The sequence below is a fragment of the Chryseobacterium sp. TQ-BC-N36 genome (assembly GCF_058382295.1).
On sequence record NZ_CM178175.1, the window covers coordinates 2,847,507 to 2,868,430 of the forward strand.

Annotated in this window: 18 protein-coding genes and 1 tRNA gene; 5 read left to right on the forward strand and 14 right to left on the reverse strand. The window is 35.4% G+C overall.

The features are described 5' to 3' along the window. Positions 1–35 precede the first annotated feature (35 nt). A complete protein-coding gene (htpG, locus tag AC3FI7_RS12700) occupies positions 36–1,928 on the forward strand; it encodes a molecular chaperone HtpG (RefSeq protein WP_142723993.1) in 1,893 nt (630 codons plus the stop codon). Positions 1,929–2,338: 410 nt separating this feature from the next. Beyond that, complete coding sequence (locus AC3FI7_RS12705) at positions 2,339–2,731, forward strand: helix-turn-helix transcriptional regulator (RefSeq protein WP_142723852.1); 393 nt, start codon at positions 2,339–2,341, stop codon at positions 2,729–2,731. 292 nt (positions 2,732–3,023) lie between these two features. Here the strand turns inward: AC3FI7_RS12705 and AC3FI7_RS12710 are convergent, their stop codons facing one another. Then, positions 3,024–3,320 carry an MGMT family protein gene (locus AC3FI7_RS12710; RefSeq protein WP_142723851.1) on the reverse strand — a complete coding sequence of 99 codons (297 nt, stop codon included), beginning with the start codon at positions 3,318–3,320 and terminating at the stop codon, positions 3,024–3,026. A gap of 77 nt (positions 3,321–3,397) precedes the next feature. Between AC3FI7_RS12710 and AC3FI7_RS12715 the strand changes: the two genes are divergently transcribed. After that, positions 3,398–3,544, forward strand: a complete 147-nt coding sequence (locus AC3FI7_RS12715) for a hypothetical protein (RefSeq protein WP_172617030.1) — start codon at positions 3,398–3,400, stop codon at positions 3,542–3,544. Positions 3,545–3,881: 337 nt separating this feature from the next. Here the strand turns inward: AC3FI7_RS12715 and AC3FI7_RS12720 are convergent, their stop codons facing one another. From AC3FI7_RS12720 to AC3FI7_RS12740, 5 genes are all read right to left on the reverse strand, one after another. Beyond that, on the reverse strand, positions 3,882–4,856 hold the full coding sequence (locus tag AC3FI7_RS12720; RefSeq protein ID WP_142723850.1) for a deoxyhypusine synthase family protein: 975 nt from the start codon (positions 4,854–4,856) through the stop codon (positions 3,882–3,884). Positions 4,857–5,212: 356 nt separating this feature from the next. Beyond that, the gene (locus AC3FI7_RS12725) at positions 5,213–5,593 is read right to left on the reverse strand and encodes a GreA/GreB family elongation factor (RefSeq protein ID WP_142723849.1); all 381 of its coding nucleotides are present in this window, start codon (positions 5,591–5,593) and stop codon (positions 5,213–5,215) included. A 298-nt stretch (positions 5,594–5,891) separates the two neighbouring features. Next, positions 5,892–6,536, reverse strand: a complete 645-nt coding sequence (locus AC3FI7_RS12730) for a hypothetical protein (protein ID WP_142723848.1) — start codon at positions 6,534–6,536, stop codon at positions 5,892–5,894. 48 nt (positions 6,537–6,584) lie between these two features. Beyond that, positions 6,585–6,977 carry an alternative ribosome rescue aminoacyl-tRNA hydrolase ArfB gene (gene arfB, locus AC3FI7_RS12735; protein ID WP_491460248.1) on the reverse strand — a complete coding sequence of 131 codons (393 nt, stop codon included), beginning with the start codon at positions 6,975–6,977 and terminating at the stop codon, positions 6,585–6,587. 36 nt (positions 6,978–7,013) lie between these two features. Continuing rightward, the gene (locus AC3FI7_RS12740) at positions 7,014–8,036 is read right to left on the reverse strand and encodes an AMP-binding protein (protein WP_491460249.1); all 1,023 of its coding nucleotides are present in this window, start codon (positions 8,034–8,036) and stop codon (positions 7,014–7,016) included. A gap of 100 nt (positions 8,037–8,136) precedes the next feature. Between AC3FI7_RS12740 and AC3FI7_RS12745 the strand changes: the two genes are divergently transcribed. Then, positions 8,137–8,207, forward strand: a tRNA-Gln gene (locus AC3FI7_RS12745). A 224-nt stretch (positions 8,208–8,431) separates the two neighbouring features. Here the strand turns inward: AC3FI7_RS12745 and AC3FI7_RS12750 are convergent. From AC3FI7_RS12750 to AC3FI7_RS12760, 3 genes are all read right to left on the reverse strand, one after another. Beyond that, positions 8,432–9,457, reverse strand: coding sequence for a hypothetical protein (locus tag AC3FI7_RS12750; RefSeq protein WP_491460250.1), 1,026 nt, complete (start codon positions 9,455–9,457; stop codon positions 8,432–8,434). 231 nt (positions 9,458–9,688) lie between these two features. Beyond that, entirely contained in the window at positions 9,689–10,234 is a 546-nt protein-coding gene (locus AC3FI7_RS12755; RefSeq protein WP_491460251.1) for a hypothetical protein, read from the reverse strand. A 189-nt stretch (positions 10,235–10,423) separates the two neighbouring features. After that, positions 10,424–11,725 (reverse strand): hypothetical protein, encoded by a 1,302-nt coding sequence (locus AC3FI7_RS12760; RefSeq protein ID WP_343659775.1) that lies wholly within the window; start codon positions 11,723–11,725, stop codon positions 10,424–10,426. Between the two features lie 594 nt (positions 11,726–12,319). Here AC3FI7_RS12760 and AC3FI7_RS12765 point away from each other — a divergent pair. After that, the gene (locus AC3FI7_RS12765; protein ID WP_142723842.1) at positions 12,320–13,744 is read left to right on the forward strand and encodes a tetratricopeptide repeat protein; all 1,425 of its coding nucleotides are present in this window, start codon (positions 12,320–12,322) and stop codon (positions 13,742–13,744) included. 66 nt (positions 13,745–13,810) lie between these two features. Here the strand turns inward: AC3FI7_RS12765 and AC3FI7_RS12770 are convergent, their stop codons facing one another. The 5 genes from AC3FI7_RS12770 to AC3FI7_RS12790 all read right to left on the reverse strand — a co-directional run bounded on the left by AC3FI7_RS12770 (position 13,811) and on the right by AC3FI7_RS12790 (position 20,757). Next, complete coding sequence (locus tag AC3FI7_RS12770) at positions 13,811–14,443, reverse strand: HdeD family acid-resistance protein (protein ID WP_142723841.1); 633 nt, start codon at positions 14,441–14,443, stop codon at positions 13,811–13,813. Positions 14,444–14,701: 258 nt separating this feature from the next. Then, positions 14,702–16,120 carry an amino acid permease gene (locus AC3FI7_RS12775; protein WP_142723840.1) on the reverse strand — a complete coding sequence of 473 codons (1,419 nt, stop codon included), beginning with the start codon at positions 16,118–16,120 and terminating at the stop codon, positions 14,702–14,704. A gap of 186 nt (positions 16,121–16,306) precedes the next feature. After that, positions 16,307–17,131 carry a hypothetical protein gene (locus AC3FI7_RS12780; protein ID WP_142723839.1) on the reverse strand — a complete coding sequence of 275 codons (825 nt, stop codon included), beginning with the start codon at positions 17,129–17,131 and terminating at the stop codon, positions 16,307–16,309. A 123-nt stretch (positions 17,132–17,254) separates the two neighbouring features. Next, positions 17,255–17,869: a response regulator transcription factor gene (locus tag AC3FI7_RS12785; protein WP_142723838.1), complete on the reverse strand. Its 615-nt coding sequence runs from the start codon at positions 17,867–17,869 to the stop codon at positions 17,255–17,257. Next, complete coding sequence (locus AC3FI7_RS12790) at positions 17,866–20,757, reverse strand: sensor histidine kinase (RefSeq protein WP_491460252.1); 2,892 nt, start codon at positions 20,755–20,757, stop codon at positions 17,866–17,868. Before AC3FI7_RS12790 ends, AC3FI7_RS12785 begins: the two co-directional genes overlap by 4 nt. Positions 20,758–20,924: the final 167 nt, after the last annotated feature.

Genomic DNA, 20,924 nt, shown 5'->3' on the forward strand with positions numbered 1-20,924 from the left:
TGAGAAAGAATCTTAAAATTAAAAATCTAAATATGATGACTAAAGGAAATATTAATGTATCTGTGGAAAATATTTTCCCGCTTATTAAAAAATTTCTTTACAGTGACCACGAAATATTCTTAAGAGAATTAATCTCCAATGCAACTGATGCCACTTTAAAATTAAAACATTTAACAAGCATCGGAGAAGCAAAAGTGGAATACGGGAACCCAAAACTTGAAGTTAAGATTGATAAAGACCAGAAAACTTTACATATCATTGATCAGGGTATTGGAATGACAGGTGAAGAAGTTGAAAAATATATCAACCAGGTTGCCTTCTCCGGAGCTGAAGAGTTTTTGGAAAAATATAAAGATTCTGCGAAAGATGCCGGAATTATCGGACATTTTGGTCTTGGTTTTTACTCTGCATTCATGGTGGCAGAAAAGGTGGAAATTCTTACAAAATCCTATAAAGATGAACCGGCAGTACGTTGGATCTGTGACGGAAGCCCTGAGTTTACCCTTGAAGAAACTGCTGATAAAACTGACAGAGGTACGGAAATCATTCTTCACATCGCTGAGGATTCTGTAGAATTTTTAGAAGAAGGAAAAATCCGTGAGCTTTTATTAAAGTATAACAAATTCATGCCTGTTCCAATTAAATTCGGGACTAAAACACATACACTTCCTTTACCTGAAGGAGCTCCAGAGGATGCTGTAGCTGAAACAGAGGAAGTAGATAATATCATCAACAATCCGGTACCGGCATGGACAATTGCTCCAAGTGAACTGACCAATGAAGATTACATGAAGTTCTATCATGAGCTGTATCCAATGCAGTTTGAGGAACCATTATTCAACATCCACCTGAATGTTGATTATCCTTTCAATCTTACAGGAATTCTGTTCTTTCCCAAACTGAGCAACAATTTGAATATTGATAAGGATAAAATTCAACTGTATCAGAATCAGGTATTCGTAACAGATGAAGTAAAAGGAATTGTTCCTGACTTCCTGATGCTTCTGAGAGGAGTCATTGATTCTCCGGATATTCCATTAAACGTTTCCCGTTCTTATCTTCAGGCGGATGGTGCTGTGAAGAAAATTTCTTCTTATATCACAAAAAAAGTGGCCGACAAAATGGCTTCTTTAATCAATGAAAACCGTGAAGATTACGAGAAAAAATGGAATGATATTAAAGTAGTCATCGAGTACGGAATTGTGACAGAAGAGAAATTTGCTGAAAAAGCAGATAAATTCACCTTATATCCTACAACAGACGGTAAGTACTTCCTTTGGGATGAATTGGTTGAAAAAATCAAACCCATGCAAACTGACAAGGATGGCAAACTGATTGTATTGTATGCTACCAATGCCGATGAACAACACAGCTATATCCAGTCAGCGAAGGATAAAGGATATGAAGTTCTTTTATTGGATTCACCGATTATTTCACATGTTATTCAGAAACTGGAAACTTCAAAGGAAAACATCTCATTTGCGAGAGTAGATGCAGATCATGTAAACAATCTGATCAAAAAAGACGAACCGGTAATTTCAAAACTAAATGAAACGGAAAAAGAGGCTTTGAAAAAGAATGTAGAAGAAGCTATTCAGGATTCTAAGTTTACAGTGCAGCTTGAAGATCTTGACAGCAATGATGCTCCGTTTACCATTACCCAGCCCGAATTCATGAGAAGAATGAAGGAAATGCAGGCTACAGGCGGAGGTGGCATGTTCGGAATGGGAGGTTTCCCTGAGATGTACAATCTTGTGGTAAACTCGAACAGTGAACTCTCTAATCAGATCTTAAAAACTGAGAATGCTGAAGAGAAAGAGAATTTGATCAAATATGCTCTGGATCTTGCCAAGCTTTCCCAAAACTTACTGAAAGGAAAAGATCTTACAGATTTTATACAGAAAAGCTATAAGCAACTTGAAAAATAATACACGAAAGACTGTTTCATTTTGAAGCAGTCTTTTTTATTTTTTTTAACACAAAAGTCATAAAAGATGTTGTCCATTTAAGGTTTTACCCTGTAATATCATATGGGTAAGAAAAATATTTAAACGTTTGAGAATTAAAAAATTTTCTATTAATATGCACTTTTACACTAAATTATTTTGAACTTGCTTATGTTCACTAAAGTGTTTAATTGTAAAGCTTTTATAGATTTTGGTGGTCAACTTTTAGGCAAGCCTATAACATTGAAAATATTCAACAATACTACAAGAAACATTAATATTATGATGTTTTCCTGCTTATCTATTTAATTGTTAAGTATTATGAGCATATTTTTTCTGTTTTCTGTTGTATAGATTATGCTTTTTTGCCATTTTTGTATAAAATGTAGGTCATGCAAAAAGAAAAATTACGTCTCGTCAGAAAACAGAAAGGCTATACTCAACAGCAGGTAGCTGACTTTATCGCAACAGATGTATCTAATTACAGCAGAAAAGAAAGCGGTGATGTAAGAATTGTAAAAGATGAATGGGACAAAATTGCTCATTTTCTGGATGTCCCATTGGAAGAGATTTACGAAGATGAGGAAGCTACAATAGTTATCAATAATGATCATCCTGTATTTAATGACAGATCCTATTCTGCAGGAGTAATTACCACGCAGAATAATTACGATAATATTCCGGGAGCCATCATAGAAAATCTACAAAACTATATTACTCTATTGAGAGAAGAGAATGAAAGACTTAAAGAGGAATTGAAAGGTCTTCCAAAAAGAGAAAAATAATACAGTTTGAAACAAACTGTAAAAAGATATTAATGTCACTCCTATTAGTTTATAGGGTGGCATTTTTTATTATAATCAGATCAGAGTGTTTTTCAGATGCAAAACATTTAAGGATTCAATTGGTGTATTTTAAGAGGTCAAGGACTACGAACCTGTCGTTGACGAAGCTTTGTGATTATATGTTCGCTTAGAAAGAATTAAATTGATTCCAGCTTTACTCCCTTAAAAAATATACCGGATGCACAGGAAAACTTTGCTTAAAAAAATCTTCGTTATTAAATTTTCACCCAAATCATAATTCTGTCAGCGGATCCCAGAACAGCTTTTTGAAATTTTTTATTCTAAGATTTTCCACAGTGATACCTTCTGCTTCCAGCTTAGGCTGAAATTCCGGCACAGATAATACTCCTGAACTTGAAATCACGCGGTGGGCAGGAACATCTTCAGGACATCCTCCCATTGCTTTCCCTACATGTCTGGAATGGTTAGGATAGCCGACAGCTTTTGCTATGGCACCATACGTAGACACTCTTCCTTTGGGGATAAGCCTTGCTATTTCATATACCTGTTGTTTGAAAATTTCATCCATATGATCTGTTTACTCTCTTTTTTGCATCATTTTTGAACTGTGTTATGCTCAATGATGTTTCATTAAAAGATAAAGATATGAAAAAATCATTTTTCAGGCTGCTGAATGCCATCAATAAACAAGTTCTTCCGAAACTGAGTAATAAAGACCCCAATCATCTGACTAAGATTGAGAAGGGAATTCTCGCATATAGATATTTTGTGCTGGTGAATTCTTTGGATTGATTTTTATGACCCAGAGATCAGGCAGATTTTCATAAATGTTTTTATGTTTTTGAAGAACGCAAGGATCTTATCTCCAATAAAATTGGACCATTTTTTAACCCGTTAAGATTATTTAAGCTTTAAAGAGTATTAAGGGGCATCGCTAAGTTATTTTTATTTAGCTGCATATCTTATTTTCATCAAAGATGAAACTTAATTATTCTTACAGCCTCCATTTCTCTCAATGGTTTAAACAGTTTTATTTTTTCAAAACCAATCTGCTTCCAAATCCTAAAATAAAAAAGCGCTCCAGAGAATTGAAGCGCTGATAGGGTAATCTCTATTGAGATGTATATTCTTAAGCGTTTTCTAAGATATAAGAGAACATCAATGGTGCACAGATCGTTGCATCACTTTCAACGATAAATTTAGGTGTCGTAATATCCAGTTTACCCCAAGTGATTTTCTCATTTGGAACAGCTCCTGAATAAGAACCGTATGATGTTGTAGAGTCAGAGATCTGGCAGAAATAAGACCAGAAAGGAATATCATGCATTTCCATATCCTGATACAACATGGGTACTACACAGATGGGGAAATCTCCGGCAATACCTCCACCAATCTGGAAGAATCCAACTCCTTTTCCGCCTGAGTTTTTTGTATACCAGTCAGCAAGGTAAGTCATATATTCAATACCTGATTTCATTGTAGTAGGTTTAAGCTCTCCTTTGATACAGTAAGAAGCGAAGATGTTACCCATTGTAGAATCTTCCCATCCCGGAACCACGATTGGTAAGTTTGCTTCTGCAGCAGCGATCATCCATGAATTTTCTCTTGGGATTTCATAATACTGTTCCAGTACTCCTGAAAGGATCATTTTGTACATGAATTCGTGTGGGAAATACCTTTCTCCTTTAGCTTCTGCATCTTTCCAGATCTCCACAATATGTTTCTGTAATCTTCTGAATGCTTCTTCTTCAGGAATACATGTATCTGTAACTCTATTCAGACCTCTTTCCAAAAGATCCCACTCATCTTGAGCAGTCAGATCTCTGTAATGAGGAACTCTTTCATAGTGAGAGTGAGCTACAAGGTTCATTAAATCTTCTTCAAGGTTAGCCCCTGTACAAGAAATAAAATCCACTTTTCCCTGACGGATCATTTCTGCAAGAATTTTACCCAATTCAGCAGTAGACATTGCTCCAGCTAAAGTGATCATCATTTTCCCGCCATCTTTAAGATGGGCAACATACCCTTTAGATGCATCCACCAATGCAGCTGCATTGAAGTGCAGGTAATATTTCTCTATAAATTCAGAAATTGGTTTGCTCATTTTTTTAATTTTTGCAAAGATAAAACTTAAAAACGGAATGCCGTCAACGCACTTGAAGAAAGTATGATACAGGAGTCTTTTTTTATCATTTGTTAAATACTAAAGCTGTTCTATCGGGAAACTCAAACATGTAAAGAGCTCCCAAACATTGCGGGTATCTCAGGCGCAAGAAAATCAAAGATGTTCATCAAGGGTAAGTATATAGCTTCATATCAGAGATAAAATCTTTGCGCCTTAAGCACATAGTATATAAAAAGCTTGCGTCTTTGCGTTTTCCGACATTAACTCTATAAAAAAGCGCAGCTTAAATAAGCTACGCTTTCACTATCATTCAACTTAATATTATTCAGCAAGGATTATCCTTCCCAGGCTTCCACTTTCAGGATTTCTATTTTTCTTTCTCCATCTCTGAAAGGCCAGTTGATAACATCTCCTACTTTATATCCTACTACCGCAAGTGCAATATCCGACAGGATGGAAAGTTTGTTTTTTTTAAGCTTTTCTTTGGTGGAGGCTACGAAAATGTATTCATGTTCAAAATCCAGGGTATGGTCTTTTAATGTTACTTTTCTGCCCACTGTTACAATGTCTGGAGGAAGATCTCTTCTCAGCACCTGTTTTGCCTTTCTAAGTTCTTCGGTCAATCTTTTTTCTTCTTCGATGCTCACTTTTTTTCTTCTGAGTGTATCTTTTATGGCATCATAAATTCCTGTGGTTACAATAATATGATTGGACATTTCCTTTAATTTAAAAAATTTAAATGCAGTTATCCCTTGATGATCCAATGTAGAATCCAGGCATATTACAGCCCCCTTCTATAGAAAACCGCAAAAACTATACATAAAAATCCGGAATAATTCCCTGTCTTGGATCCTGACAGGGCTTAATTGATAAAGTCCTTGAAACTTTTCAGAAAAGAACCTGTGTGAAGATAAAGTAATGACAGCAACAATCCTGATTGTCTGCTTTCTGCTGATAAAGAAATTGTTGCCGCCATTATTAATGAGATGTTTATAATTCCCGTAAAGATAGCATTTAAAAACGGAATGTAGCAGCTGCGCTCAAAGAAACTCTTGTCAGTCCTTCTTTCTGATCCTTTCCAAGATCAACTGTCTGCCCGTTCACTTTTATCTTGTTCAAAGTTCCTGCAGTAATTCCCAACTTAGGACCTATCATAAAGTTTTTTGAAACTGCATATTGATATGCTGCCCCCAGTTCCAGGCCAAGGTTGGAGCCCGTCCCTTTTACGGCTTCTGTTTTTGTAGTATAGGTAATCACTCCTAGAGATACATCAGCAACAATTTTATGCTTCGTAGATTGGGTGTAGTTGGAGAACATAACGGAAGGGCCAAAGAATGTAATATTGTCTTTGGTACTTACAGAAGCTGTAACCATCTGTCCATTCATATTGTATCCACTCAATACCCCACTGCTGGAAGCATTGTAATTGGAAAATTTAGCACCAATTCCGATATTTTTCACATTATAATAAGCAGCAATTTCAAAATGAATACCGTTTTTCAATCCTTTAACGTAATTTTTTTCTGCAATGGAAAGCTCAGGTGCTGTTTTAGCGACTCTCCATGCATATCCTACGGCTGGTATGATGGTTATTTTTTCCTGTGCAAAAGAAAATAAAGAACTCGAAATAGTTCCCAATAGAATTAGTTTTTTTATCATGGTTTTAAAGTTTCCGGCAAAAATAGGGTTTTCCGCGGAAAAAACACCTTAAAACCTGAATCGTCTGTTTTCCTTTTTATCAGAAAGTTTTTTCTTACTATCCAGCCTTTTTTGTTTCTGGGCTTTTGAGGGCTTGGTAGCGGTTCTCTTTTTAGGAATAATGAGGGCTTTGTTTACGATTTCAGTTATTTTTTCAATGGCTTTATTTTTATTCATCAGCTGGGTTCTGCTTTCAGAAACTGTCAGGAATAAAAAGCCATCTGCATTCATTCTGTTTTTCAGTTTATTCTGAATCAATATTTTTTCATCTTCATTAAAAAAATCTGAAGAATCCACTTTCCAAAGTACAGTTACAGCAGTTTCCACTTTATTGACATTCTGTCCTCCTGCTCCACTGCTGCGGGACGTTTTGAAAGTGAGTTCTTTTGAAAAGTCTTTCATTTTTTTAGTATTTGGATATATGGCCAATAGCCTACGTTAGGGATTTATACATTTATACAGTTCCAGCCTGTTTATTTTCCCATTAGGTGTTCGTGGGATTTCATTGATGAAAATAATTTCTTTTGGTCTGTGGAAATTTTTCTCAAACGGGATTTCTGAAATTTTTCTTTTAATCTCATCAGATTCCTTTCCTTCAATAATCAATATCAATTTCTGACCCAAACTCTCATCCGGCAGCCCCATAAATACCGCTTCGTTCGGGAGAACTTTTTTTACCAGGGCCTCCAGAGCCTCAGGGAAAATTTTTGCTCCACCTGAATTGATCACATTATCAATTCTTCCTAGAAATTTAAATTGCTTTTCATTCTTAATATCGACTAAATCATTGGTCTGCAGTTCTTCAGCATTTACATTAGGGGCAAAAATTTTAAGACATCCCCTATCGTCCAAAGAAATGGTTACATTTTCAAAAACTGTGAAATAATCTTCCTGATTTGGCATCAGTTGTTTTAATCCAATATGGGAAAGGGTTTCAGACATTCCATAGGTTTCAAAAATGCGGTTGGAATTGCTAAGATTCATGTGCAGAATTTTGTTTTTCAGGCTTTCTGAAACAGCTGCACCTCCGATAATCAGATTTTTAATCAGATGAAGCTGATCCAGGGAATTTTCTACCTGAAGCGGGGTCATAGCACAAAAATCTATTTCTTCTTCCAGATGTTCCATTGGTTTTAAAGAGGGGTCAACAACTCTTAGCTTTAATTTTCTTTCTATTGAACGGACGATCATCATTTTTCCTGAGATATATTCTACAGGAAGACAAAGCAATCCGACATCTCCTTCTTTTAACCCCAAAAAATTACAGGTCATCACTGCTGAGTTAATCATTTTCTTTTTCTCAATATCAAAAATTTTGGGAACTCCCGTTGAGCCTGAAGTCTGGACACTTACCTCTGTTTTTTCTGAAAACCATTCTTCTAAAAAAGTTTTCACTTTTTTTTCAAATTCCGTATGGAATGATAATTTATTAATATTGAGATCCTTGAAGTCTATCAGCATGTTTTCCGTAAATAAATTCTACAGTAAATTTAAAAAAAAATTCAAAAAGTTCTTGTAAGTAAAGAAAAAAGCTGTAAATTTGCACCACTAAAACAAACAGAGACCCATGGTGTAGCGGTAACACTACTGATTTTGGTTCAGTCATCTGGGGTTCGAATCCCTGTGGGTCTACAAACCATCCTTTTTAAGGGTGGTTTTTGTTTTTTGTCCCAGAATTTGAATTGCCTATATTTTTTAAGGCCAGATGCTAATATTGAAAATCAGGATTTATATCTCAGCATTTTTTATAGCCAAGTATTTTCGTATAGTTTGTTCATCAATTTTATCATATCTTTTACTTTTGAAAAAGACTGCCTCAATGATGAAGCAGCCTATTTTATATTAATTTTTTCAAACTAAAAAAGTCTTGTAAGAATTATTCTGTAATCTAAAGATACATCTCCGTTATTGGTAACATTGATTATATCTGCTGAAGGCATTGTTAGCGTATAACTCAATGCTGAACCCGTTCCACCTGCACAATTGGGTACACCAGACCACACCACTGAAGTAGTAAATCTGTTTACCTCTGTAAACACAGGACCTTTAGAAGTAGTATCTGTATTGAGAAGACCATCTATACCCTTAATAGAAAAAGCATTATTAAAAGCATTGCTGGTTACATAATATTCGGCAATTGTAGTTCTTCCGCAGGCATTCCCAACAGAAACTGCCGCTTTATATACTCCTGCATTTGGAATTCCCGTAATCAAAGCAGCTGTAGCTCCTGCTGTTACATTCACGGTATTGTTAATAACTGTTCCGTATACATTAGTAACAGCTTTATTCAGAACACCATTTGTATCTGAATATACCGGTGTTATAAGGGTAGCACCGGCCGCCACATCCATGGTTCTTATTCTGGTACTTCCTGCAACGTCTAAAGTATTGGTTGGAGTATTGGTAGCAATACCTATATTACCTAAGGTTAAATCTATTGCCAGATCACTTCCACCAGGGGCCCGGGAAATAATAAATACCCCGTTATTTCCATTAAAATTGGGATTTATTCCCATTACCGCCTGTTTTATTCCTGTAGTGCCTGTAGTTCTCAAGATCGATAATATGGAACTATTGGCTATAGGATTTTCTATCAGTAATCCTGTATTGGTAGCTTCACCACCACCAATCCCGGTAGCTGTTCCTCTATTGGTTATGTGAAGATTCGATGATGGTGCGATATTGCCAATACCTACTCTTCCGGCGGAGGTTACTGTGAGATCATTGGCTTGCTGAGCATCTGTTGGAAGACCTGTTGCCGGATTATCTTTGGCTCCATCAACATGAAACGCACCTTGAGGATTAGAGGTACTTATCCCTACCTGTGATAAAACAATGATAGAAAAGAATACCATTGTCAAAGTGATTAAGTTTTTTTTCATTTTTTAAGATTTAAATGGTGTAATTTGAGTATTTGCTTAATAAGCCTTTAAATTTTTAATTCAAATAAACTTATATACTAATCAAATTTACACCTTTAAAGTGATTGTAATATTAAATTATCATAAATAACATATAATACAATTAATATTCACAACATAGTTCTGGTTTTTCAATAATCTATATTGCAGCCATTATTTGTTTTACTCAAGATTTTATAATTTATGCTGCTTTCAAATTTTTCGGAAATCTGTTCTTATAATAAAAGCGAATGCTACTGTTATCATCAATATTCCAAACTCCAATAAAAATCCCCATAATCCTGCGAAAAAGCACCTCAAAATCATCTCAGCTGTAAATTCTGCACGATCAGTGGTCATCTTATAGGTGGTCCAACCCGGGACTTTTCCTTGATGATAATGTGTAAACATCCCAATACTGTAATCATAGAAAACTGTAGCTATTTCCTGGCAAAAATTTGATGCAGACCATATTGTCACACCCTCTCCTATGAGAAAAAAAGGAAGAGCTACTAAAAAATAAGAGGACCTAATTTGCCCATCCGTGGTATTTCTCATTAATAGAATTATCAGTTTCCAAATCGGGATGAAGCCAAGAAAAAGAAATTCTATTTCAATAAGAATTAAAAAAATTGAAATACAAAGCAAAGATTCACTGGCATTAAAAAATATTGACGCTACCAGGGGAACTAAAAATATAAGCATTGCGATGGTGCTAATACAAAATATTGTATCTGATAATCCTATATTTCTTTTCATCTGATATTCTGTTTTTTTATAGGGTCACATTCTTTTTGTCTATTCTGCTCAGGAAAAACAGTAAGACAAATAAAAACTACTTTTTTTCAAGCTGTTTTTGAAAAAAAGTAGTCTATGGCATAATTGCACTGTATGCCTTCTGATCAATAAAAAGTAAAATATCTTGAATCTGATATACTTCTTCTTTTATTAATTAACTGCAACTGCATAAATCGCATTTTCAGACCATACTCCTCCCACTTTACCTAATCCGGCCCCCGTCACAGTACCACTAGCCTGAGTATTTCCTACAATATATCTATATGTTTTGGTTGTCCCGGATGTATTATTAATTTGTACTGTACCCGTAGCAACACTATATTTTTGTCCACCATTAAATGGTCCTTCCAATTGAAAACTCATTAAAGTAGGCCTTATGACATCTGCTGACTGAGTGCCGGTTTGTCCAATGGTTGTAAGATTTGCTTCTGAAAAAGTACTTCTTACAAACATCCAGTCACTTGCTGTAATTGTTCCCTGAGGTATTAATAATAATGAAATGGTAACCATCCATCTTCCCGGAGGTAAAGCAATGGAAGAGCCTGTATATCTATAATCAGAAAATTGAGAAAAGGGAACATCATATCCTCCGCCCAATGTTCCTACTGCAACATTAGACGCAGCTCTCTGCCATGTTGCCACACCGTTGGCATCTGAGGTTAATATTTTATTGGCTCCCTGTGTTCCATCTACAATTTTTAATGCACCGCTGGTTGCAGAACGAACATCCAGTACATTTGTGGGAGCTGTCGTACCAATTCCTACTCTACCATTTTTATTTAAAGTCATTAATGGATCTCCTGCTTCAGGAGCACCTGCAAATAATTGTAAAACATTGGCTGCATTTCCTAGTCCGTAAAAATCATCTCCTGCAGTGCTGTTCCATAATGCCAGTTTCTTTCCGTTACCAGTTCCTAAATCCAGCATATTCCTGGGAGTTGTTGTCCCTATACCCACTCTATTGGTAAATGCATCTACTGAAAATGTACTCCCATCCACTGAAAAGTGATTGGTCCCTGCAGTAGCAGTACTTGTAAAGGCTAAAGAGTTGGTTCCCTGAGCTACTGTACGGCTTCCTGTAAGTGTTCCGTTTGAATTATAAATATTCGTATTTGCAGATACAGGAAGGTCTTTCCATGTTGCCACACCATTCGCATCGGATGTCAGAACTTTGGCATTTCCCTGCGTTCCATCAACAATTTTCAGGGCACCATTGGTTGTAGAGCGGATATCAAGCTTATTAGTAGGGATTACTGTTCCTACTCCGACATTTCCGTTACTGAGCACTGTAAAATCATTAGACTGTTGAGCTATAGTTGGCACTCCTGTTGAAACGTTATCTTTTGCTCCGTCTACATGAAAAGAACCTTGAGGATTTGGAGTATTTATACCCACCTGAGAGAAAACTAAATGGGAGAAAAGCACTCCTGATGAAATGATTATTTTTTTCATTTGTTTACGTTTTAAAATAGGTTTGATGTTTAATTTTTTTTTTCTTGTGTATTTAGAATCGTACTGAAAAATATGGCCGGCCCTGAAATTTTTCAACGTTCGAATTAGATGATGCAAACTTACTGTCTGCAAATAAAAAAAATTCTACATCAAAGACACTTCAATTAATAAAACATTAAATATCAGTTAGTTAAATATTAAATGAAGTAACTTTGAAGTAAGCAAAAAAAGTGAATTATTAATTTTTGGTGGACACAATCCAGAGGATATAGAAGGAAATTATAAGTATTCTAAGGCTTCAATGATTCTATCCATTGAAAAGGCAGGGATTAAGAATACCCCTGCCCATAAACACAAACACTGTAGAATGAAAAAAATATTTCGTAGTAAATGTATCAATATTATATCCCCGTATCATTACACCAAACATACTTCACAATACAATGAATTAAAAAACAATACTTTATATTTTTCATGAAGTATTTTTGAAGTATACATTTATGATATTGCTCAATTAAAAAGTATTGGTAATCGCTTAATTTTTTTAAACATATTCATAAAAAAGTTATTTTTGTCTTAATAATTTTAAAAAATATGTTCCCCAATTTTAGAATTAAAACACTTTATCTGATTTTCTTTTTTATCTCCATATTTTATAACGCTCAGGATTTTTCTTTTCAACCTGAACCTATAAAAACAACATTAGAATACAGGAAGAAATTAGACGCAAAAGGAGCTTTACAATTTAATATTAATGCTATTAAACAATATGAAGAAAATAATGATACTAAAGGGATTATTATGGCATATACCAATATAGCAAGTTTATTAAACGGACTTGGCAGAAACAAGGAAAGTCTGGAATATCTTGACAAGGCTAAAAAAGAGCTGCTCCGTAGTAATGATCCTTTTCTAAATGCCAATTTATATAATGAATACGGAAGAACCTATACACGTCTGGGACTTTATGAACAATCTAATGCAGCCTTTGACCAGGCAAAAACTTATATAAAGAAAATTTCTGATCTTAAGCAGAGAGAATTTGCTCAGGATTACAACTATTCATGGAAACAGCAGAACCTGCCTAAAGATAAAAACCTTGACTCTTTGCTGGCTATAAAGAAGAAAATAATGGGTGTAAAGCCTGATATAACTTCCTATACACGAACAGCAGATCAGTTTATTGCGAAAAAAACTCATTTAGATTCTGCTGAATATTATATGAATAAAGCCATGGACCTTTCGGATGATGCATCTGATGTTGAAAAAGCAACTGCATTGTTCAGCTATGGAGATCTCTATAATGTGAAAGGAGATAAAAAAAAAGCATTAGAATATTATCTGCAGTCACTTGATATCTTTCAAAAAACGGAAAATACTCCAACTTCCTTACTGACGATATATGATACGCTTTCAAGTGTATATAAGTCTTTGAATGAAATTGACAAATCCAATGAATATCTAAGAAAATATACTGTTCTTAATGATAATATCAATAAAAACGAAAAAGAAGCTATAAATCTTGCTGTCAATAAGCTCATTGAGTTAAAACATGAGGAAAAAGAAAAAGAAAGAAAAACATTTTATGTGATAGCTCTGGCTATTATAGCTGTATTTTTAATATTATTCTATTTCATACGAAAGATCTATATCAAAAAGGAACTCAAAAAAGATAAAATTATTGAGAAAAAGATCATGGAAACGGATGTTCTTAAATTAAAAGTAAACGACTCTTTTGAAGAGATCATCCAATTGATGGAGAACAGAAGTCCTTTATTTCTGACACGTTTTAAAGAAGTCTATCCTGAATTCTATGAAAAATTAATTACACATACACCAGAACTTACAGAGCATGATATAAAATTCAGTGCCTATATCAGATTAAACCTCACCAATAAAGAAATCTGCCAGTATGAAAACATCAGTTTGCGGGGAATCGAAACAAAAAGATACAGACTTAAGAAAAAACTCAAACTCCCCTCAAATACTGAACTTCAGAAATGGATTCTGGAGCTTTGACATATTTTTATTTTGCAAAAAAAAGACCTCTTAGTAAGGTCTTTGTTATTTATATTCAATAGCACATTATTTTTTAAGATCATCAATTTCTTCCTGTATAGATCTGATCCTGTCTCTTAATTCCTGACTTACTTTTCCAGGAATCTTTTTGACTTTTCTTAAATCAAGAGCCAGCATAATGGAAGCGATTCCCATAAAAATAAAAGAAACGCCGGTAAGTGTCACTAGTGAAATTCCCGTAAAAACCGGATTGAATATCAGTAACAGGGAAAATATAATACCCCCTGCACTGGCAAGGGCTACATTTCCCCAGCTCATAATTCTCATGCTTTTCAGGTCAAAAGCAAAACCCAGTAACTGAAAGGAACGGAACAGTAAAGTAAATCCGATCACAAAAGGGAGCACCGTCATTGAAATCTGCGGATTTGCGATAAGATAAACTCCTATTGCGGTTGTTAATAATCCGCTTACAAGAAACCAGCCCCACCCCTGTAAGGATTTGCTGTTTTGTAAGGAAAAGAATACTTCAGTAATCCCTGAAAATAAGAATGAAACACTGAAAAGAACAGAAAGGGTAACATACGTTGCGAGCGGTACACTGAATACGTAAAAACCACAGATCAGAAACAGTATTCCGAAGATTAATGGGATATACCAATGTTTTACGGTGTTGGTAAGGGTTTGAAATAAATTGGCCATAGGTGTCTTTTTTGGTTCTGCCTACTTTTTGAAACGGTTTTCGGCTTATCCGCAGGAATTTCAAACAGATTATAATTCTCACCTGAATTTGAAATATAACCTCTTACTAATGTACGAAAAATAACCGAAAACATATGAGATATCCCTGAATTGTTTTTACAGACAGAAATTCTTCTTGAGATAAGAAAGGAATCAAAAAAAGGTGAAAATCAAATGATTTTCACCTTTTTAAAACATATGTAAGTTTGTTTTAAATACTTAACTCGGTTTGTATAATTTATACATCGCGAACAAAAAACCAATCCATATCGGAATCAGAATCACCTGTATTTCCATTCCTGTAATACTCATTAACCCTAAAATCAAAACCAGAAATGCAATGCAGATATAGTTAGAGATCGGATAAAAAATAGATGGAAATTTTGAATGAACTCCTTCTTTGCTTATTGTTTTTTTAAACTTTAAATGAGTGTAGCATATCATCAGCCAGTTGATGATCAATGTAGATACCACCAAAGCCATTAAATATTCAAAAGCTTTTTCCGGAACCAGTTTATTGATGATGATACAGATCCCTGCAAAGCAAGAAGAAACAATGATTGCGTTGATCGGAACTGCATTTTTATTCAGCTTTTTTAAAAATTTCGGAGCATTCCCCTGCTGAGCCAATCCGAAAAGCATTCTGCTGTTGCTGTAAACACTGCTGTTATACACTGACAAAGCAGCTGTCAGAACGATCAGGTTGAGTACATTGGCAATCAGTGTATTGAACTGAATCACTTTACCAAAAAGGCTGAATTCAAGTCCGTTCAGATTTTGAAATACCATGACAAACGGGCTGGATCCTTCTGTAATATCTCTCCATGGGCTTAATGAAAACAGGATCACCAAAGCACCTACGTAGAAAATAAGGATTCTGTAGATTACCTGATTGGTTGCCTGCGGAATTGTTTTTTCCGGATTCTTTGCTTCTGCAGCCGTAATACCAATCAGCTCCAGTCCTCCGAAAGAGAACATGATCATGGCCATTGCTGCAAATAGTCCTGAATATCCGCTTTCTGTTTTATTAAATAATCCTTTTGGGAAAAATCCTCCGTCATTCCACAGATTGGTAATGCTTGCTTTTTCTCCTCCTGTACCGCTTATTAAAAGGTATATTCCGAAAATAATCATCGCAATAATAGCCACTACTTTAATAATGGAAAACCAGAATTCTGTTTCTCCGTATACCTTTACAGAAGCAAGATTAAGCGCATTGATTACCACAAAGAAAAATAAACTGGAAACCCAGAGCGGTATTTCCGGCCACCAGAAGTGAATATAATGTCCGATTGCCGTGAGCTCTGCCATACTTACAAGAATATAGAGAATCCAGTAGTTCCATCCGGAAGCAAATCCGGGGAAATTTCCCCAATATTTATACGCAAAATAGCTGAAACTTCCAGAAACGGGTTCCTGAACTACCATTTCACCCAGCTGCCGCATAATAAAAAAGGCAATAATACCTGCTAAAGCATAGCCTAAAATTACGGATGGTCCAGCCAGTACTGCAGCTGGTCCGATTCCCAGGAATAACCCTGTTCCTATGGCACCTCCAAGGGCAATTAATTGTATGTGTCGATTTGTTAATCCTCTAACTAAATTCTCGTTTTGTCCTGTATTATTTTCGTTGTTCATTGAATGAATTATTCGGTCGCTAAATATATAAAAACTTTTCAGAGGAATTCATATTCCATCGGGGAAATTGGCAATAGGTAATGGAACAGACCAGAAAAAACCTCAGCAATTTGCTAAGGTTTATCTGAACACTAATATAAAATCATTGATCTTTCTTTATAAAGCCTTAATCCTTATAATTGTCATTTAGTTTGTAGGCACTGCATAAATGATATTTTCGGAAAAGTTTCCTCCAAATCCCTGGAAGTAAGTAGCCGTTGTCTGTGCACCTCCGATTACATTATTTCCTGCTATGTATTTGTATCTTTTTACAGCACCTGATGAATTGTTGATCACCAGACTTCCCTGAATAATAGAAAATCGTGTAAGTGTTGGAGCTGTTGGTCCCTGAATGAGTCCGCTCACAAGGACCGGAGCCTGGGAAATATCACCAGAAATATCAGCTACATCTCCCGGTACAATACCGGCCTGATCTGAAAAGCTCGTTCTCAGCCACATCCACTGATCACTGATTAATACAGCTCCTGCAGGAATAATAAGTTGCTGAACAGTGACCAGCCATTTCCCGGGAGGCAAATCGATATAAGAACCTGTATAACTGAATCCATTAGTAAATATAAAAGGAATATCTACTCCCGGACCATTGGTCCCTCTTACAACGGTAAGCCTCACGGGTTTCCATAGACCGTTGCCATTCACATCAGAAGTCAGAACATAATTTTCATTTTGTGCTCCATCTGCAATTTTTATTCCTGATACCGGCGCAGCCAACGTCCCTGCTGTCTTGATATCCAAGCTTGCAGCCGGATTGTTATTCCCAATACCTATATGACCATCAGCAGTCATTACTACATCATCGGCCTGGTTGGCAGGACTCACGGGACCTGATGCTTCATTATTTTTTTTCCCATCCAAATGAAACATTCCCTGGGGATTTGGAGTATTCACCCCAACCTGTGCAACGGCAAAGTTCACAAAAAACCCTAAAACCATAACATAAATCTTTTTCATTGAAATTGTTTTTAAAAATTATTGAGACACTAACCTACGGCTAAAAATGAATATTTGAAGAACAGATTCTGTACGGATTTTTCCACAAAACGGTAGTGATATTATGACTTCAGGAAGCTTGTTTTAATGAATTTCACTATAGATTTCCAGCAGTTCAACAAGATTGGAAATTTTTAATTTCTGATAGACTCTTCTTTTGTAGGTTCCCACGGTAGATTCTTCGATATTAAGGGCATTTGCGATTTCAAGATTACCGTTTCCTTTGGCCAAAAGATTAAAAACCTGCAGTTCTCTTTCTGATAAATTTTCAATTGCCTTTTTCTTTTGGTTCCCTTTCAAAATTTCGTTTATAATCCCGGTAGTGTAATAATAGCCATCTCTAAAGATTGCTTCAACAGCTTTGACAAAATTTTCAGGGTCACTTTGTTTATTAAGAAAGCCGTTGGCCCCTTCTTCAATATATTGCAGTGCAATATTCTCTTTATAGGAAGTAAATATCAGAATAAAAGTTTCCGGAGAAATGGCTTTAATTTCTTTGACCATTGATTTCAGAATACTTCCGGGAAGTTCAATATCAAGAATAATCAGATCATATTTTTCAGATTCAATTTTCTGTTTTACCTCGTCATACGTTTCGGCAAAATCTACTTCGAAATGATTAAAGTTTTTCTCTAGGATCATAGCAGTTCCGATCCGCACCACATGATGGTCATCGGCAATAAGTATTTTTTTTGTCATATTTTAATAAGGATTTTAATGAGGGTTCCTTGTGGAGTATTTTTATGAAAAGTCATTTCGGAATTTATCTTCCTTACCAACTGTGCAACCATATGAAGGCCTAACCCGTAATTTTTAAAAATCATATGTTCATTCTCTTTTTTCCTGAACAGTCCGGAATAATAGGTCATCTGTTCACTAGACATTCCGGTACCGGTATCCGCAATACTGACTTCCATATAGGATTCTGCAGAGGCTGATGTGATAATAATTTCTCCGTCTGAAGTATTTTTCACTGCATTATCAATGATATTATGAAAAACTGCAAGGAGAATATTTCTATTGAGCCTGGTCTTCAGTTGATGATCACAAAAATTAGATATAAATGTATTTTTCTGAGCTGCTATTTCTTCAAACAACAATCTTTTAGTTTCAATAAGATCATAGATGGAATATTCTTCGCTTTCTGTATTTTCCTGTTTATACAATTCCGTATACTCTTTAAGGCTTAATGTAAATTTATAGAGCTGCTCTGAGGTTTTATAAATACTGTCGAAATATTTTTTCTGTGTTTTCGGATCTTCAGACTCATTAAGTTCCTGTGAAAGGAGTGCTATAAACTTTACAGGTGTTGTAATATCATGACTGATGCTTTCTACCAGTTTTTTTTGATAGTCGGATTCATTTTTAAGTTTATTATTCGTTTCCAGCAGTTCTTTGTCTTTATGATCCAGGGTGTTTTTCAGCACTTTATTTTTCAACCTTAAAAAATTGGTCCTTACCTGTACGATTACCAGAATGATGAAAATGATAATACCAACGATCAGAATTTTAAAGAACACCGTCTGATAAAAATAAGCCTCAACTTCTACCGGAAGGGTTTTATAAACGAATTTCCCGGTTTCAGAAGACAAAAAACGAACAATAAGATTGTAATTCCCCGGTTCTATACCCGAAAACCGGAATGTTTTATCACTCCTGATATTGACCCACGAACTATCTTCATTATCAAGTTTAGCCTGCAAATAGATATTTTCCAGATCGGAATAGTAGGGAATATCTATATAAAGCTCAGCATTTTTGTATCCGCATTCCAGAAAGAGCTTATCTTTCATCTGAGTCATTTTCCCTTTTACCCTTGCTCTTTCCAAATAAATATCTTTCCTGCCCGGATAATAAGTTCTGATATTTTCGGGATTAAAGAACACAAATCCTTCCATGGACGGAAATACAAATTGGCCGTCCTTCAGTTGATGGGCACAAGGGTTTTCACTTCCGTTGAATTCATTATTTAAAAGGCCATGTTTTTTAGTATACCGATAATAAGTGATAGCGCCCTGCGGTGTTGTCATATACTGCAGGAGATCATTTTTATGAATCCTAAACAATCCGTTGTCAGAAGAGATCCATATATTGGAATGCTGATCTTCCAGCAGGTAATGTGCATTCGCCAGAAAATTATTTTTATCAGGGGGAACTCTGACTGCTTTCTGATCTTTTATTAAGTAAATTCCACTGTTGTAAGTGGTAAACCAAATATTTCCATCCTTTGTTCTGGTCATCTGTTTTACAGGAAGACCCTTTCCAACCTGCTTTATCACTTTGTTCCGGGAAAAAGAATATACATAAATTCCTCCGCCGCTTCCCAGATACAGAAGATCTTTATTATACCTGAAAACAACATCTATATTATCTCCACAGGGAATAATCTTTTCAATTCGCTTAAAATTATCATGATAAAACAGATACAGGTAAAACTGATTCCTATCGACGATGGATGCACTATAAAGACCTCCGTTTTTGTAAACTCCATCAATCTCTTTACCTTTAAAGGAAATAGAATCGTATTTTGTAAATCCGGTATTTTTATATCTTACATGAATAGAATTATTTTCCCTGTACACAAGATTTCCTGTATTATCTTCAAATATATACCTCTTATCATAAGACTGAGGCGCCCCAAACACTCTCTCTGAAGTATTACGGGAATACTTTATTCCCTCCTGTGTCAAAACAGAGCTGTCTCCATAGGCAACTGCAGCATAGCAAACCTCATCCTGGTAGGGCAAATTTTTCCTGGAAACCGAAAAATCCGATAAACTCAGAATCTTCAGTCCATTAATAGAACTCCCGATATAGAGCTTTCGGACAGTCTCATCATAAAACATAGCACCGGAAAGATCTTTATCAATATCCTTATACTCTAATAGAAAAGAGAGTTTTAACTGACCTCCTGAGAATTCGCTCCTGTATATTTTACCCTGGCGAATTATAAATACCTGTCCGGAGATTTGCTGCCAGTACATTCTGGTTTCAGGATCTGTATAGAGAGAAGGAGCTTCTATCTCTGATAATGTTCCTTTGTACAATCGGATTATTTTCTTTCTGACCGGATCACTGATGAATACATACTCACCATAGGCAAACATTCTTTTTAAACGGTCACAAGAAAACCCGGCAGCAACGAGAGTCCTTTTCCTGCTTTTTTTATCAACGTAAATAATATTGTCATCTTCAAAATAGTATGATCCCTCATCCAGCTGAACATAGTATGAATTGATATAATAAGAAATATACCTTGCAGTAATGGTATTTCTTACAATTCTTTTATAGATCTTACCTTTGAAAGCTCCTCCGTACTCAAACGTATTATTGGCCGCTATAATTTCCGGATGCCTTCGGGAAATCAGCAGAACTTTCTTCTCAGAAATATTAAAAACGGAAATACTGTCTTTTTTTATATTTCCATAGAAATCTCCAAAGCTTAAATTCTTAAGTTTAAAATTATTATACTGTACGAAGTTACTTCCGTCATATCTCAGGATCCTGCCTTCCATAGACAGCCAGATAAAACCATATTTATCCTTTACAATGTCTTTGATACTGTTTTGAGGCAGTCCATTGTCCATATTATACCATTGGGTAGTATAACTTTGCCCGCTGATACATAGAAAAAATAAAAGTGAAATAAAGGAGATAAACTTCATTCAGTGGGACAGCATTACATTTTAAGACAAATATATCATAGAAAATTAAATCTATTGTAAACATTTATCCACAATTATGTGAATTTTTT